At 42.4% G+C, this 16,461-nt stretch carries 12 protein-coding genes; 2 read left to right on the top strand and 10 right to left on the bottom strand.

From position 1 onward, the window contains the following. Nucleotides 1-31: 31 nt before the first annotated feature. From radA to ABTV71_RS00455, 3 genes are read right to left on the bottom strand one after another with little or no spacing between them, the layout of a single operon-like run. The gene (gene radA / locus ABTV71_RS00465) at nucleotides 32-1,417 is read right to left on the bottom strand and encodes a DNA repair protein RadA (protein ID WP_121125333.1); all 1,386 of its coding nucleotides are present in this window, start codon (nucleotides 1,415-1,417) and stop codon (nucleotides 32-34) included. 30 nt (nucleotides 1,418-1,447) lie between these two features. Beyond that, nucleotides 1,448-2,608, bottom strand: coding sequence for a dipeptidase (locus ABTV71_RS00460; RefSeq protein ID WP_121125334.1), 1,161 nt, complete (start codon nucleotides 2,606-2,608; stop codon nucleotides 1,448-1,450). Next, on the bottom strand, nucleotides 2,605-4,329 hold the full coding sequence (locus tag ABTV71_RS00455) for a serine hydrolase domain-containing protein (protein ID WP_433901884.1): 1,725 nt from the start codon (nucleotides 4,327-4,329) through the stop codon (nucleotides 2,605-2,607). The genes ABTV71_RS00460 and ABTV71_RS00455 overlap by 4 nt, the downstream gene beginning before the upstream one ends. A 171-nt stretch (nucleotides 4,330-4,500) precedes the next feature. On the opposite strand from ABTV71_RS00455, the gene xseA reads away from it, so the two are divergent. Beyond that, nucleotides 4,501-5,784: an exodeoxyribonuclease VII large subunit gene (gene xseA, locus ABTV71_RS00450; protein WP_433901883.1), complete on the top strand. Its 1,284-nt coding sequence runs from the start codon at nucleotides 4,501-4,503 to the stop codon at nucleotides 5,782-5,784. Between the two features lie 44 nt (nucleotides 5,785-5,828). Next, the gene (gene xseB / locus ABTV71_RS00445) at nucleotides 5,829-6,056 is read left to right on the top strand and encodes an exodeoxyribonuclease VII small subunit (RefSeq protein ID WP_121125336.1); all 228 of its coding nucleotides are present in this window, start codon (nucleotides 5,829-5,831) and stop codon (nucleotides 6,054-6,056) included. On the opposite strand, the gene ABTV71_RS00440 is transcribed toward xseB, so the two are convergent. From ABTV71_RS00440 to ABTV71_RS00410, 7 genes are all read right to left on the bottom strand, one after another. Beyond that, the gene (locus ABTV71_RS00440; protein ID WP_433901882.1) at nucleotides 6,053-6,697 is read right to left on the bottom strand and encodes an MgtC/SapB family protein; all 645 of its coding nucleotides are present in this window, start codon (nucleotides 6,695-6,697) and stop codon (nucleotides 6,053-6,055) included. The two genes, xseB and ABTV71_RS00440, sit on opposite strands and share 4 nt — an antisense overlap. 200 nt (nucleotides 6,698-6,897) lie before the next feature. After that, on the bottom strand, nucleotides 6,898-7,611 hold the full coding sequence (locus ABTV71_RS00435) for a pirin family protein (protein WP_433901881.1): 714 nt from the start codon (nucleotides 7,609-7,611) through the stop codon (nucleotides 6,898-6,900). 98 nt (nucleotides 7,612-7,709) lie between these two features. Next, on the bottom strand, nucleotides 7,710-8,456 hold the full coding sequence (locus ABTV71_RS00430; RefSeq protein WP_433901880.1) for an aspartate/glutamate racemase family protein: 747 nt from the start codon (nucleotides 8,454-8,456) through the stop codon (nucleotides 7,710-7,712). Between the two features lie 60 nt (nucleotides 8,457-8,516). Further along, nucleotides 8,517-9,500, bottom strand: a complete 984-nt coding sequence (locus ABTV71_RS00425; protein ID WP_433901879.1) for a DUF4973 domain-containing protein — start codon at nucleotides 9,498-9,500, stop codon at nucleotides 8,517-8,519. Between the two features lie 15 nt (nucleotides 9,501-9,515). Beyond that, nucleotides 9,516-11,573 carry a RagB/SusD family nutrient uptake outer membrane protein gene (locus ABTV71_RS00420; protein WP_433901878.1) on the bottom strand — a complete coding sequence of 686 codons (2,058 nt, stop codon included), beginning with the start codon at nucleotides 11,571-11,573 and terminating at the stop codon, nucleotides 9,516-9,518. A 12-nt stretch (nucleotides 11,574-11,585) separates the two neighbouring features. After that, nucleotides 11,586-14,747, bottom strand: coding sequence for a SusC/RagA family TonB-linked outer membrane protein (locus ABTV71_RS00415; RefSeq protein ID WP_433901877.1), 3,162 nt, complete (start codon nucleotides 14,745-14,747; stop codon nucleotides 11,586-11,588). Between the two features lie 11 nt (nucleotides 14,748-14,758). After that, complete coding sequence (locus ABTV71_RS00410; RefSeq protein WP_433901876.1) at nucleotides 14,759-16,216, bottom strand: IPT/TIG domain-containing protein; 1,458 nt, start codon at nucleotides 16,214-16,216, stop codon at nucleotides 14,759-14,761. Nucleotides 16,217-16,461: the final 245 nt, after the last annotated feature.

Raw genomic sequence — 16,461 nt, 5'->3', positions numbered from 1 at the left:
ACCTATTCTTTTTAATATATGTTTTAGCAAATCAGCCAAATAAAGCGCTAAAAATATCCTCCAATTTAGCCACTGGCCTAATGGCAATATTATATTTCTTGGCATCCAGTCCTTTGGTATTAAACTTGGAAATAAAGATTCCATCAAAACCCAGCTTCTCAGCTTCCTGGATACGTTGTTCAATCCGGTTGACTGCCCTGATTTCTCCCGATAAGCCGACCTCGCCGGCAAAAGTCAGGTTGCTCCGTATCGGAATATCTTGTTGTGACGAAATAATAGCCACGATAACTGCCAGATCGATGGCTGGGTCTTCAACGCGAAGTCCTCCGGCAATATTCAAAAATACATCCTGTGCGCTTAACCGAAAACCAAATCGCTTTTCCAATACAGCCAACAACATGTTTAATCGTTTTGTATCATAACCTGTAGATGAGCGTTGGGCAGTTCCAAATGCGGAATTGCTAACCAAAGCCTGAACTTCAATCATCATTGGCCGCATGCCCTCTAGCATGGCCGCAATGGAAACCCCACTCACGGGCTCATCACGTTGTGAAATCATAATTTCGGACGGATTGGACACCTCCCGCAATCCGGAACCCTGCATTTCATATATACCCAATTCCGAAGCGGAGCCAAACCTATTTTTTACCGCACGCAATATACGGTAGACGTGATGGCGGTCACCCTCAAATTGGAGTACGGTATCGACCATATGTTCCAAGACTTTCGGTCCTGCAATGGAACCATCTTTGGTAATATGCCCTACAATAAATACAGGTGTGCTGGTTTCTTTGGCGAACCGGAGTAATTCAGCTGTACATTCCCGCACCTGGGAAACCGAACCCGGTGCCGATTCAATCTGTGATGAATGCAGCGTTTGGATGGAATCGATGACAATAACATTGGGCTGTACGGTTTCAATCTGCTTGAAAATATTTTGTGTGGATGTTTCCGTCAGAATATAACAATTGGCTTTAGAGGACTGCGACAATCGTTCGGCCCGCATCTTGATCTGCTGCTCACTCTCCTCTCCGGAAATATAGAGTGTTTTGACCTGTGGAATGGACAAAGCCAGCTGCAGCATCAAGGTGGACTTTCCTATTCCGGGCTCACCACCGATCAACACCAAGGAGCCCGGAACTATGCCGCCACCTAATACACGGTTGAACTCTTGATCTGGAGTTAGGATACGCGATTCATCCTGGTATACAATTTCATGAATAATAGCAGCTTTGTTTGCCCGCTTTGCATTCCCTGTTGTTGTCGTGCTTCGCCATTCAGGAACTTTTGAGCTTGACTTTTCGACCACCTCCTCAACAAAACTATTCCATTGTTTGCACGAAGGACACTGTCCCATCCATTTGGGAGATTCATAGCCGCAGTTTTGACAGAAATATGCCGATTTTGTTTTTGCCATCTACGAAATTACAAATTTCTATCCGTTACCTTACCTTTCATTTTCTTTTAAAATCCGCAAAAAATTCTGACCCATGATTTTAGCGATATCTGCTTTGTTGTAACCTCTTTCCAAAAGTCCCTTTGTCAATAAAGGAAATTTTGAAACATCTTCTAAGCCCTGAGGTGACGATTCGATGCCGTCAAAATCCGACCCAACCGCAACATGATCAATACCTACTTTCCTTACTAGGTAATCAATGTGATCCAATAATTTGGATAATGGTGCATCAACTTCGTATTTCGCCTCCTTGGATAACTGATCATACATACTCCAGGTGCTTTTTGTCATATCGGCTTCCTCTCCAACTTGTTTTTTGTAGATCTTCTTTAACCTTGTTTCATAGGTCGGGTCTAAAAAACCAGAGTAAAAGTTCACACCGATCACACCGCCATTTTTCTTCAATGCTTCCAATTGTTCATCTTTCAGGTTTCGGAAGTGTGGACATAAACGATAGGCATTGCTATGCGACACTAATATTGGTTTACTGGAAACCGCAAGTACATCATAAAAAGTCTGCTCGCCACCGTGGGAGAGATCGACTAGCATGCCAAGTTCGTTCATTTTTTTAACGATCGCTTTCCCATGATTCGTTAATCCCTTTGCCTTCGAATCCATCTTTTTGGACTCCATCGCAGCGCAACTTGCCCACGGTAGATTATAGTTCCAGGTCAAGGTCAAATATTTCGCGCCACGTTCATGGAGCCGGACAAGATTATCAATACTCTCCTCAATCATATTACCGCCCTCCACACCAATAATTGCGGCAATTTTTCCAGTTTTTAGAATTGTGTCGATATCATCCACTGATTTAGCCAAGGCAATAGTTCCCGCATTCGTCGCTACCATTTTCTCCAGCGAATCTATCTGCGCATTGGCATGCTCAAATGCTCCGGTCTTCCATTTCGCATCATCGGACCAAACAGCAAATACTTGTACATCTACTCCACCTTCCTTTAGCCGTGGCAAATCCGTGGCGCCGGAATTCAGACGCCGACCGATATCTTTTCCCTGAAAAATAGATTCATAGATCACATCATTATGCCCATCAACAACAACCATGTCTGCATGAATTTGCTTATAATCCTGACTATGGCTCAAGTGATTTAAGGATAACATGCATAAGCCCATAAGCACTAATTTTTTTGTCATTTTTTCACCTCATTGATTGTTTCATAAATCGCATCCTGAATCCGGCTGCGGATATTGAGATCCAACAATTTGGTACTGACCTGCGGATGCACCCGATTGGATAAAAAGATATAGACCAGTTGATTTTGCGGATCTATCCAGATACAGGTACCTGTGTAACCAGTATGTCCGAAGACAGTGCTATTGGCCAATTTAGATGGATATTCATTTTTCGGGTTTGGATCCCAGCGGTCAAACCCCAGTCCCCTCCGACTTGAGGTGGACTGCTTACTGGTAAACTGATCTATCGTTTCAGTCTTAAAATAGCGCTCTCCGCCATATTCACCCCGATTCAGCAACAGTTGTCCATATATCGCCAGATCATTGGCGGAGGCAAATAACCCCGCATGTCCGGCGACTCCCTCCGCCATAGCTGCTCCTTGATCGTGCACATACCCTTCCAATAATGTCCTGCGAAATGAAGTATCCTGCTCCGTAGGTACAATCTGCTCTTTTGAAAATCGTTCCCTTGGAAGATACCCCGCATGTGTCATTCCTAATGGTCGATAGAAATTTTCCTGAACATAATCCTGCAAAGGTACTGCCGTCTGATGTTCGGCAACTTCCTTCATCACATACATGCTGATGTCACTATACACATAGTTTCCTGTTGGCTTAACTGGAGAATTTAACATCTCGGGCCACATCACATCCCGATAGTAATGGTTGAGAATATAACTATTGTCAGCCATCTTAACCTGATGCTGTTGATCTGGACTGGCAACAACATCTCCGGCCTTCAAATATTTATAAAATGGGATAAATGGCGTAAAGCCAGCTTCATGCAGCATTACGGAACGCAATTTGATATCTTTTTTATTTGTATACTTCGCTTGCCACAGATAGTGCCCCATGGTACTGTCCAGATTAATGATATTACGTTCGGTCAGACGCATAATAACTGGAGTAGTACCCGCGATTTTACTGACTGAGGCCAGATCAAAGATATCACTCGTTTTCGTTGGAACTGCCTTCGTGTAGGTATGATAACCGTATGATTTTTCCAATAACACCTGCCCGTCTTTGATAACCATCACGACCGCTCCCGGAGTCGCCTGTTTCTCAATTGCTTCTTGTGCAATGGCATCAATTTTTTTGGTCAATTTACCCAAGTTCAGACTTGAGTTTTCACCAAAACTGTATTGAAGTCGCGTTTGAGCCGTCTTGACGTTTCCTTCAGTAATGGCTGCTCCGCCAAAAATAGACATGGCGGCATTGCGTTGACCGACAGCGGTAAAAGGCGCCAGCAGTTCAATCAAATCGGATTGCGGATGCTCAGACACAGTCTTTTTGCTTCGCTCATGTTCAAAGAAATGGCAGAGCACAACCTTTTTATTGTTCAGGACTGCCTGCCTGAGCTGCGCCAAACAATCTGCATCCAAATCATCTTCCTTGCCAGCTACAATAATCGTATTATAATACTTGATATCTTCGTCAAATTTACTAAAATCAAAAAGCGCTGTATTCGCATAACGCGTCAGCTGGCCTATAAACGCAGCATATTTGTCCACATTTGGAACAACGACAGCAATGCGCCGTTGATCTAGCCCTGTGAGTGGCAGCAGCTGATCTACATTATTATAAAGTATGGTTTCGTTTTTTATGGTCGACTTATATTGAGCGAACAGGGGGGCAATACAGAACAAACCTGCAAATAACACCCCGAAAAATCCTTTTTTCATTCTGTTTTTATCGTTTTTTAGGTTCTATCAAATAAAAATACGAATAAAATAAAAAAGCCAAGTCCATTTCAGTAAAAAAATCAATTTTGTTACGCTTGTTTTTTAAAGGCCCCGGTTAGGGATTTTCGGGATGAGCAAGTATAAATCTTTTTTTTTCTGTAAGTTTGATTAATGCCGGAATTGATTCAAAATAAAACAATATTTTCCCTGTTAGAGGTGAGCAAAAGTATCCAAAAAACGCTTGCTGAGCGTTACAAGAGCTTATATTGGATCAAGGCGGAGATGAATAAGCTCAACCACTATACACATTCCGGACATTGTTACCCCGAACTCGTTGAAAAACAAGATGGCAAAGTCGTTGCAGAGATCAGATCAACTCTGTGGAAAGCAGATTTCACCCGAATCAATAACAATTTTCTGAAAATTGCCCAAGAACCCTTAAGGGAAGGCATTACCATGTTATTTCAGGCGAGCATTTCCTATGATCCGATGTATGGTTTAAGCTTAAGGATTGTTGATATTGATCCTACTTTTACCTTAGGGGAACTGGAGAAAGAAAAATTGGACAGCATTAGAAAGCTCAAAGAAGAGGGCATTTACGAGGCCAATAAATCTATTCCGTTTCCAATGCTTCCAAAAAAGCTAGCAATTATTTCGGTGGAGACAAGCAAAGGTCTTTCTGATTTTTACAAAATTATAAATCAAAATCCCTGGGGTTACAAGTTGGAATGCACACTATTTCCAGCGCTCTTACAGGGAGATAAATCCATTCCCTCAATTATCAATCAACTCGCGGTCATTGCGGATAAAATAGCTGAATTTGACGTGGTTGCCATTATTCGTGGTGGCGGCGGAGAGGTTGGCCTATCCAGCTACAATAATTATTTGCTGGCAAAGGCAATAGCGATCTTTCCCATTCCTATATTGACCGGCATTGGCCATTCTACCAACTATACTGTGAGTGAGATGGTCGCCTACAAAAATGCGATCACACCGAGTGAACTGGCAGATTTCCTTATTCAAAAATTCCACAATTTTTCTGTCCCAATCGAAAAGGCAGCGGAAGGAATCCAACATCTGATCTTGACACGGTTTAAGGAAGAGAGAAACTTCTTGTCTCAAATGGCAACGCATATCCAATGGGTCGGAAAAAGAGAACTTCAGACTGCACGTACCAATATTCAGCATATGCAGCAAGAGCTGGGCGCCTTGATCAAACTACGGTTTTATGAACATAAAACGGCTTTAGCGCACACCGAACGGATTATCCAGCTTTCTGATCCGCGGCGACTGCTCAAACAAGGATTTTCCATCACAAAAGTCAATGGCAAGTTACTCCAATCTCTTGATCAGCTATCTCCGGGCGACCTGATTCAAACGATTCTGGAAGATGGTGAAATTATAAGTACTGTAACGCATAAGAAAGCGCATAGCGACAGTTCCGAAAACAGCTAACCGGTACTATTTTAAACTGAAAAATTTTAAGAAGATAAAATAAAATGGAGCAAAAATATACTTATACCGACGCCTTCAACGAATTACAAACAATTGTGAAAGAAATTGAAAACGGCACAACAAATATTGATGAGCTTGCTGAAAAAATAAAACGTGCGTCCGACCTCATTGAAGTATGCCGCGCAAAATTGACCGCGACCGAAGACGAGGTGAATCAATTGTTACAAAAAATCTCTCCTGCACAGGAGTCAGATCCAGGTTACCCCTCCTAATATTGATAGGCAACCACTTGTTTATCTCTTCGCAAAATCTCCATGAATTCTCGATGTTGCCTTATGTTTCCAGTCAAGCGCCATATGGTATTTAGGCTTTCTTTTGTATACCGCTGATTGACAATAGTTGCTTTAAACTTCATCTGTTTAATCAACTGATCAGTATGTTCAAAGTCCGCTTCGGATAAGGTCTGAAGCTCATAATCTTTAATTTTATGATAATTATCAATATAGGCTTGCAAATAAGTCAGTAATCCTAAAATCACTAAAACCAACCCCACGCCGATAAAAGCCAGAAAGATGTAACCAGCACCAATACACATACCCAGAGATGCGGTTGCCCATATTGTGGTCGCCGTTGTTATGCCGCTAACTTTGTTATCTTCCTTGAAGATTACACCAGCTCCTAAAAAACCGATACCCGTAATAATATTGGCGGCTAACCGATCCGGATTTCCAGTTCCAATTTTCAGTGAAAGAATTGTAAATAGGCATGAGCCAAAACTCACCAGTATAAAAGTCCGCAATCCTGCGGATTTATTCCTGTACTCGCGTTCGATACCAATTAAAAGTCCGATCAGAACGGATAACATAATCAGTAAGACATCGCGGCCTTCAAAAGCGTACAATAAATCATTCATGGATGTGATAACTATTCTTACCCCAATTTACAAAAAAAGAGCCCATTATTTACGAGGGCTCTCTTTTATATTCAATGCGTTTAGATTTCTTCCTCCCTGACTTCATCAGCCACACTTTTTCAAGGTTGCACACCAAAGTACAAGATATAATTAGGATGATGACATCAGTCCAGCTAAATCCTAATAAGATATGAGCTGTATTAGAACATGGGGACTTCAATCAGCAGCAATTTTGCATTATAATCTGCTGTGATCTCTATGTTTTCCGAATCGTAGATGCCGATAGCATCTCTTCGGGATAAAGTTTCGTTGGCCACTTTTACCTTTCCTTCAAGCACAAAAAGATACATACCATTTCTTTCCGAATGAACAGTATACGAAACTGTATTCCCTTCATCCAAATCCGCAAGACTGAAATACGCATCCTGATGAATATGAACGGCGTCCGGATCAGAACTATCAGGAGATACAATGGTTGCAAACGTATTATGGCGATTTAAATGCAGGTAAGATTTTTGATCATAACCCGGTGTGAGGTTCATTTCATTGGGTATAACCCATATTTGCAGAAATCTAACAAGATCTTTCTGATCTCCATTAAACTCTGAGTGCTTCACCCCTTTACCCGCGGACATAATTTGTACTTCTCCTGTTTCAATATTACGGACATTGCCAATACTGTCCTGATGGGAAAGTATTCCCTCCAAAGGTATACTCACGATTTCCATATTGTCATGGCCATGACGGCCAAAACCCTGACCGCCCTCCACCTGATCATCGTTTAATACTCGTAATGCTCCAAAATTTATTTTTTCAGGATCAAAATACTGCCCAAAGCTAAATGAATGGGCACTTTTCAACCAACCAAAATCAACATGGCCACGATCGTTTTCTCGGTGTATGATCTTTTGCATCTGTTCTCCCTGTTATATAAATAACTATTAATCAGAGGGCAAAACTCATACCAACAAGCTTTTTAGTGAAAAATCTGCCAATTTGACAAAAAACCTCACTAAAGTATTTTGAGTTTACCAGGAGCTACAGCCTGAATAAGTGCCCTGGCGAGGATTCGATTGGGATCCACTACGGTCATTCCATTGTGATCTCTTTCGGGAATGGCCAATGGCAATTCGGCACATCCCAAAATAATCACCTGTGCGCCCTGTTTTTTCAAATCATCCATAGCCATTAACAAATCTTCTCTTGCCTTATTGGCTATTGGTTCTGGTTGTGCCTTAATACCATAATCTTTATCATAAATAGCATTGTTTACTTTTTCTTTCTGTGCACCTTCAGGTTCTACGACAGGAAATCCTTTTTTCATAAAAGCTTCCCGATACTGGCTATAAGCCTGTTCACCTGCTGTCGATAACACACCTATAGTGCTATCTGGATAGTTCTCATCGACAAAACGCACTGTCTCATGAACAATATGAAGCAACTTCAGTTCATTCCCTAACCGGGCCATCTCATCCTGAATAACTGAAAAAATCGGTTCTGCATGCGCCGTATTCGACGGAATTGCCGCAATCGTTGCGCCAGCCTGTTCCAGTTGTTTTAAAATCAGCGCTATTGCCTTTCCTGGGTTCTCCTTCGATGTATCCAATAAATATGCAGAACGATCTGGAATCAGATTCGGACAGGAAAACAATAACAGTGGCAAGTGTTCCTGATCGGAACCTGCCACTGTTTCATCTATAATTTTCCTGGCTATATCCAAGCCCGCATAAGGACCAAGACCTCCTACTATACCAATCATAACACTATCTTTTTATACCTTATGATATAACCAATAGCTCGCCGAATGGTTTGATAAAGTTTACCATTCAATAGCCTGATCCTCGTCTGGAATCTGCGTGTTGAGCTGACGCTCCAAAATCAATGAGCCAGAAACCTTGAATTTGATCGCCGTAGTAGAAACAAGGGTATAATCCGTAAATTCGTAATCCACGTTATTGATTGTGATATAACGATGCAATAAATAAGGACGGACGGCGTCCATCTGTTCTGAAACGGTATAACTTGCATCTTTTTTGACAACGAACTTCATATTTGGATTTGTCGAATGAAAGCTTACCCCACCCTTGTCATTGAATGTTGCAAAAACTTGATAATTCTTCCGGTCCTTTCGCTCTTCATCTATATTACCCGCATAAAAGAAGATCGTATTCTCATCGACAACATAACTCTTGATTTGACTTTTTACAATCGGGGTTTCATTTTCATGTCCTTCCATAACAACCTTCAGGGCTGTCCCGCTATAGGTCCCGGAGTAATTGTTAAAAGGGTTGATGCGTAATAGTGCTTTTTTATAATGTTTCCGGGGATTGACCTTATATTTAGCCCCCGGATCATCCAAAATGGTCAAGGGAAGCACCCATTTTTCGGTCATATCAATACCCTTCAGTGTAAAATCAATGGCCATTAATCCGGTATTTTCCCCAGACTTGATATCCACCGCTGATGGAATCGCAAAATAGTCCGTACTGAGCTGTTTATAATAAAAATCCGTCCTCGTTTGGAATCGCTCGTAATTCAGCACGCCCAATGTATCAGCATCCACTCCCACTTTGACCGAAAGATTTTTATCGTTGGTTGTCGATCCGCTGACTTCCAGTGGCTGCATAAAGGTGGTCTTTTGCCCATCCTTGTAACGAACATAGATATTCGCGACGCCCTCACTTTCCAAGGGAGCCTTAAAAGAGATGTAATGTTCGAATTGTTCCTCTTTCCATTCATCATTACAAGAGCTGCAGACAACAAGTAAAGTGAGGAACAACAACTGTATATATGACTTGTTCATAAAATGCATATTTGGTTAATCATTATAAGTCCATCCAGGATTTTGAGTCAGATTCTTATTGCGCTTAAGTTCGGTATGGCTAATCGGCCAAAACCACATTTTGTCGGCAAAGGTTGTCTTCAAGGTCCAGATCGCGACGGGCTGATAAAAAAGGTCACGTTCCTCTACGTTCATCAAAACGTTACAGCCATAAACTGGTAGCGCTTCTTCAACAGACGCATCCATCCAACGACGTAGATCATAATAACGTTGACCTTCGCCCATAAGCTCAATAAAGCGCTCCCGTTTTATTGTTTTTCGCAATTCGTTCTTATTCCCATATACGCTTGCCGGATAATCGGGTACACCACCACGGATCCGGACAGGGTGTATACCTTTTTGTATTTCGGCAATGTCACGACTGATCGAGTAACTTGCTCCGCGCCAAGACGGAATGGTATACGAACCGCTTAACTCATTTAGTGCCTCAGCATACATCAGCAATACATCCGCATAACGGATGGCCGGCTCGGCCTTAGGAATAATACGTGAGCCAACTCCGCCTTCGTAAGTATCACTTGGATGAACAAACTTCTTAACCCCGAAACCTGTACGCAACCAATACCCATTCGCCGAATTAAAGCCGTTTCCTTTCGGATCAGCGCTATAATAGAAGATTTGTTTGTTGCGGTTTTCCTCTTTTGTTTCATTAAGCAGTGTCCAAAAACTTCCGCTATAAGCCACCGAAGCATAGAATCTCGGTTCTCGGTTTGCATATTGCAAGGACACACCGGGACGCAATGGTCTGTATTTTTTGTTGTCATAATTTTCCTGGGTCACAAAACCACTAACACGATTTGAACCATTTCCACGGCCGATTTCTTTATCCTTACCCGGAACATCCGTACCATCATTCATATAATAAGCGTCCACCAGCTTCTGTGTCAGGCCATGCGTATTCCATCCCGTTGCTGAACGCGGCAGCTGGTGGATGACCATTTGGTCGATACCCTCATTCGGCTGGTTGTTACCTCGGGTAAATATTAACTCCGGGTTACCCGAAGCAGTCAATGTCCCATTAAAGACCTCTGCATATGATTTGGCAGGATCAATGTCCGCCCAACCTGCTGGCCAGCTTTTATTCGAAAAATTATGATCCTGAGGAGGTCGGACTGTTGCATCATCACCCGTTTCCTGAAAAGGTGCGGTGTACAGCCGGTATACCCCCAGTTCAATGACATCGCGTGCAGCGGCTGCAGCCTTTGCCCATTTCTCTTCTTTATAATCGGCAGACAACAGGCGTTTCATCTGCTTGTCTACCAACCGGGCAGCATAAGCTGAATTATTCCCATTGGCCAATGGACTTGCAGCATACAGAAGCACCTTAGCCCTCGCAGCCAATGCTGCCCCTACAGAAGGGCGACTAGAGCCATCCTGTCCACGTCTCATCCCAAGGGCTTCCATTTCTTTCGCAGCCGTTAATAGTTCGTTGCTGATAAATTCAGCGCACTCATCATAGGTGTTTCGCGAGATAGCCAGTTCCTCATAACTATCTGTATAATCCAGGCCTTCATCGGGCAATATCGGAATTGGTCCATATTTACGGAGCAATAACCAATAGAGGTAAGCCCGCGCAAAACGCGCCTGCCCTCGATAATCTACGATTTCGGCCTCAGACATCTCGGTATTCATGTATATATTATGAATAAAGGTTGAAGCATTCCGAATCCCGCGATACGATTGAGTCCATGTCCCCTGTTTATCAGTTTCGGTATATAACCCCATTTTAAACATATTATAGGACAGTTCATTTTTTGATGGATCGTAATCCTTGTCCCGATCACCATAATACATATCATCCGCGAAACAGTGCGGTGTCAGGCCTTTACTGGCTACATCAGCATTTTCACCTTTAAACTCCTCAAACACATGAGCCAGCCATTTCTCCGAATACAGCTTGCTTTTAAATGTTTTTTCCAAGGTGATCCGATCTTTAAAATATTGGTCGGATTTTAAGTAATCCTTTTTACAGGAAGAGATCACATTCGTGCCCAAAATGAGCATCAACGCAATATATAATGTCTTTCTTTGCATCTTTTTCTAATTTTATAGGTTAATATTGATGCCAAATGTAAATGACTTGGGTAGGGGATAATCCTCACCCCTTGGTGTTGCCAGCTCCGGATCCCAAAGTTTGAATTTTGACCAGGTCAATAAATTTGAGCCGACGAGGAATAGGCGAATACTATTGGCCTTAATCCGATTGGTCAGGTGTTTTGACAGTGTATAACCTATATCCAGGGTTTTCAAACGAAGATATTGTCCGTTTTTTAACCAAAATGTTGACTCTCTGAAATTATTAATATTGTCTCCAAAACTTAAGCGTGGATAAGATGCATTCGGGTTTTCGGTTGATGGATCGCCTGATATGTCGGCAGAAATCCAACGATTATCGCCCATGACACCTTTCATTACCTGCCCCCATTCGCCCTCACGAAAGGCTTGCACCGTTTTTCCATAAATCGAAAAAGTAGACTTCCCTGATCCTTGGAAATGGACACTAAGGTCAAATCCCCGCCAACTCACTGAAGCACCTACACCATAAACCAAATTAGGTCTCCGCGTTGCTCCTATGGCCACCCTGTCTCCATCATCCACTATGCCATCTCCATTGACATCTTTATATTTTATATCTCCGGGCTGATAATTGGGGGAATTATTATCAAACTGTTGTTTCGGGCTATTGCGAATATCATCGTAATCTTTAAACAAGCCTAAAGCGATCAATCCTATAGACTGATCCACACGATAGCCTTTTTGATTTTGATAACCATATACGTTATTTTCCTCATCGATTGCCGTAATTTCGTTCTTACTATAGGTGATATTGCTACGTGCCGTAAGGTTCAATTCACCGATCTTCTGTTTATATTCCAAGCGTCCGTCGAAACCACGTGATTTTACGCCACCCACATTAGCTCTTGGAATACTCTCCAAACCAACCATGCTTGGCAAAAATCTTCGTTCCATATAAATGCCGGTGCGTTTCTCATCAAAGAAATCGAAGTTGGCGACAATTTTATCCCGAAACAAAGCGATATCCAAACCCAGGTTATTTTTGGTAGCCATTTCCCATGTTACGTAGGGCGAAGCCACCTGGGTATACCGAATACCACCATAATAACGATCCAGACCATAGTCAGCCCATTGATACCCCCCTACCGGAATCTTCTGACCACTAGGGTCCAGAATAAGATTCCCATTGGCATCCCTACGCCAGATTTCCTCAATCGTATATAAGTACGGGAAGCGTTCGCTGTTATCGCCTATTTTAAGCTGATCATTTCCGACCTTACCCCAGGAGTAACGTACTTTAAGCAAATTCAGCCAAGGAATATTATTCTTGACAAAAGGCTCCTCTGAGATATTCCATGCTGCTGCTACAGCAGGGAAAAAGCCATATTGTTGCCCCATGGCAAAGTTTTCTGAACCTGTATAACCAAAATTGAAATCAGCAACATAACGTGACTTCCAATTATAGGTTAATCTTCCTGCTAGTGCCTGGTTACGTCGAGATACTCCATTTTTGATATCTCTGCCCAAATCAACTGTTTTGGTAAAAGCATCTCTTGTAAAACGTGCAACCGCACCCAAATTATGGTCTCCAATTTTGCGATCATAATTAAACATGACATCATAAAACTCTCTTCTATTTCCCTCAGAATACCCCCCTTGTTCCATTTCTCTGGGATTAGCCTTATGCGTAAAAATCAGATTTCCATTCTCATCACGCGCACGTTCGGCATGCCATAATTCAGGTAATTTAATACGCGTGATATTGTTATTGTTATAGGTATCAAAACCGACAATCCCTCTAAGTCTTAAACCTTTGGTAATAAAGTCAAAGTTCTGTTCGATGGTGACATCGGTCTGCACTTTGTTTTGCCAATTTTCATTGAATCCCGACTGTGTTGACATGACCCATGGATTGATCTTATTGCCATCTCCTATTGTGGGGACACGACCATTGGAATACAGTACCGGTGTACTGATCGGAGAATATCCAAAAAAAGAGCCCCAGAGATCCTGGTCTCCCAGCCCCGGACTATTTCTTTTATCGAGCGACCCGGCGACACCAACTTTCAATATGGTACTCTTGGTCACGTTTATATCCGTATTCAGGCGGTAATTCCAACGCCTGTAATTGGCATTTGTATTATAATCATTGCGCAAAGTTTCATCCGTTTTATACATACCGCCTTCATCCACATAACTTCCGGACACAAAGTAACGCGCTGTAGCCCCGCCACCGGTCATGTTGAGGTTTGCCCGATAGGTCATTGCCCCATCTTTCAACAAGAGGTCTTTCCAGTTGACATTGGGATAAAGATCGGGATCAAGTCCCAGACGCAAGATCTCTAATTCTTCGGGGCGATAAATAGGTTCAAAATTTCGAGTAATTCGGGCCTCATTTAGTAGGTTAGCATAAGTTACACCATCCTCAAATTCAGGCGTAATCGTACGCGTATTATAAATGGTTTCATCCTTAAAACTGATGTTGATTTTTCCCTCTTTACCGCGTTTAGTTGTGATCAGGATAACGCCGTTTGCTCCTCTAGAACCATAAATTGCGGTCATCGCTGCATCTTTAAGCACTGTAAATGTTTCAATATCTTCGATATTGATATCATTGATATCGCGCTCGACATTATCCACTAAGACTAAGGCTGCGCTACCGCCACCGAAAGTAGAAATACCCCTTATCCAAAATTCGGAGATGTTTCTGCCGGGCTGACCAGACTGCATCATCGCCATAACTCCGGGGACATTTCCGGCAAGTGCATTTGTTATGCTTGAAGTGGGGTTAGATTTCATCGTCTCCACATCCACCGTACTCGCGGCACCGGTCAATGTTAGCTTCTTTTGCGTTCCAGTACCCGTTACCACCACCTCATCCAATACACTGGTCTCCGATTCTTTCATGCTCACATTAACAATATGTGAATCTTTCACAAGTACCTCCTGCTTTTGGTACCCAACGGAGGAGAATACGAGTGTTTTGTAGCGCTCTACCTTTATCTTATAGTTACCCTTGCTGTCCGTGGTTGTCCCTAAACCGGGAGCATCTTTCACAGAGATACTGACACCGATCAGCGGAGTCTTTTGGGCATCGACAATGGCACCCGTTACTTCAACAATTTCCTGTGCGAACACACTCCAGCTGAAACTAAGAAGCGCCATACATGTTAGTAATATTTTATTCATCATCTTATCACAGGTTAATCTTGGTCATTTTCATCCATTTCTTCCAGTGCGATCTTACGAATTCGCCTATTCTCCCGGTCTCCGATATAAAAAGCTTGTTCTTTTTCATTATAGGCAATACCTGATGGTCGATCAAAACGAGCATCTGCCCTTAGATCTCCATTAACATAACCGTAAGGATTAGTATTCAGGCTTGAACTACCTCTGCCGGCAAAAGTTGTTACAGCACCTTCAGGCGTAAGCATACGAATGGCATGATTCATAAGGTCTGTAAAATAAAAATCATAGACGTCAGGCTTACCTGCTTCCACATAGGCTTGATTTTTGACAAACACCCCTTGGTAGGGCTGATTGACACGGGCTGAGGATCCGACCCCATCTTTATAGCCAGATTCACGGACTTTACCGCAAACTAAGTAGGGTTGGTTAAACCGCTTTTTATCCCAATTGTAATCTGCACGCATAATATAACCTTGGTTAATCACCAAAATATACGCGTAGTTTCCAGTCGGATGAATCAAGGCCCGATATTCCCACTCCGGATCCTGAATCACATATAACTGCTCAGCTTTTACCGTTTTATCCGTGAAATACTGATTGAGATCAAAACGGAAGAACTCTCCCTTCGCATAACTGTTAAAATACATTTCTCCATTAACTGGGTGAATGGAGGCCCCATTACATTGTCTACTTTTGGTCAGTACTTCTTTATCGAGAAAGCTCTTTGCACGGGAAAACAATAGGGTAGACTCATCATTCTCTCCGCCCCGATCTTGCGCCACAATCATATATTTCCCATCTACCGAAAAATCTACACTACGTGGACGGTTAAAATCGGAGCGCTTTTTGGTAATCGTGCTATCTTCAAAATTAACCAGATAAAGGCCATTATTGTCATCAAATGTCACCCACAGATGTTTGGGATTCGTAGGGTCAAACCTCATAAAAGAGGAGAGCCAAAAACCACTGGCCATTTTGTTTTGGTCAGCATCTTTAAATTTACCGTCCTTCCACGGTTCATCGCCACGGGCATTCCTGTAACCGGCGAGCGTAGATACAACCAGTTTACGTTGGTATTCAAAGTTATTCTCCGCTTTCCCGATTACGGGTTTATCTTCTCCCCCTACCCGCACTTCGATATCCCCCTTAAAAGCCTGCTTTGGCACCAGGCAATAAAGAGATTCGCCCAAAGCATTGATGACAACAGCCTTTTTTCCGCCGATATAGACGGCGACATTTTTAGGATCATTGCCAAAATTTTGTCCATAAATAATCAGACGCTGTCCCATACCACCTGATTTTGGGCTAAAATCAGATACGACCACGGGTTTAGTAGGGTCAAAAGGCTTCGCTTCACCGATCATTGCAGGTGTATCATTCTTGCAGGACCAAAGACCAAAGGTGAGAATCATAAAGACCCAGAGTCTACCACAAAGGTACAAGCCTCTATGCGCTACTTGTTTTGTTCTCATAAGTTATAATTGGTTAGAATTTATTTCAAATACTTTTTTCTGTGGCCAAACAAAGCTTCCGGATATCTTATCTTAAGGTTTATCGTACAAAAGGCTTGTTTGGGGCTAAATTAATTTTCCTTGCATCAAAAATTTAGGACGAACGAATTGATGCCCGCCCTTTCGAAGGGCAAACTTTTTTTAAAAATTTACACATAATTGATTATTTAAAATTAAAGCTAAATGGTATTAGCTTTTTACAGCTA

This window comes from Sphingobacterium puteale (assembly GCF_050986225.1).
Classification (GTDB): Bacteria; Bacteroidota; Bacteroidia; order Sphingobacteriales; family Sphingobacteriaceae; genus Sphingobacterium; species Sphingobacterium puteale.
This window is presented reverse-complemented; position numbering and strand designations above follow the sequence as displayed.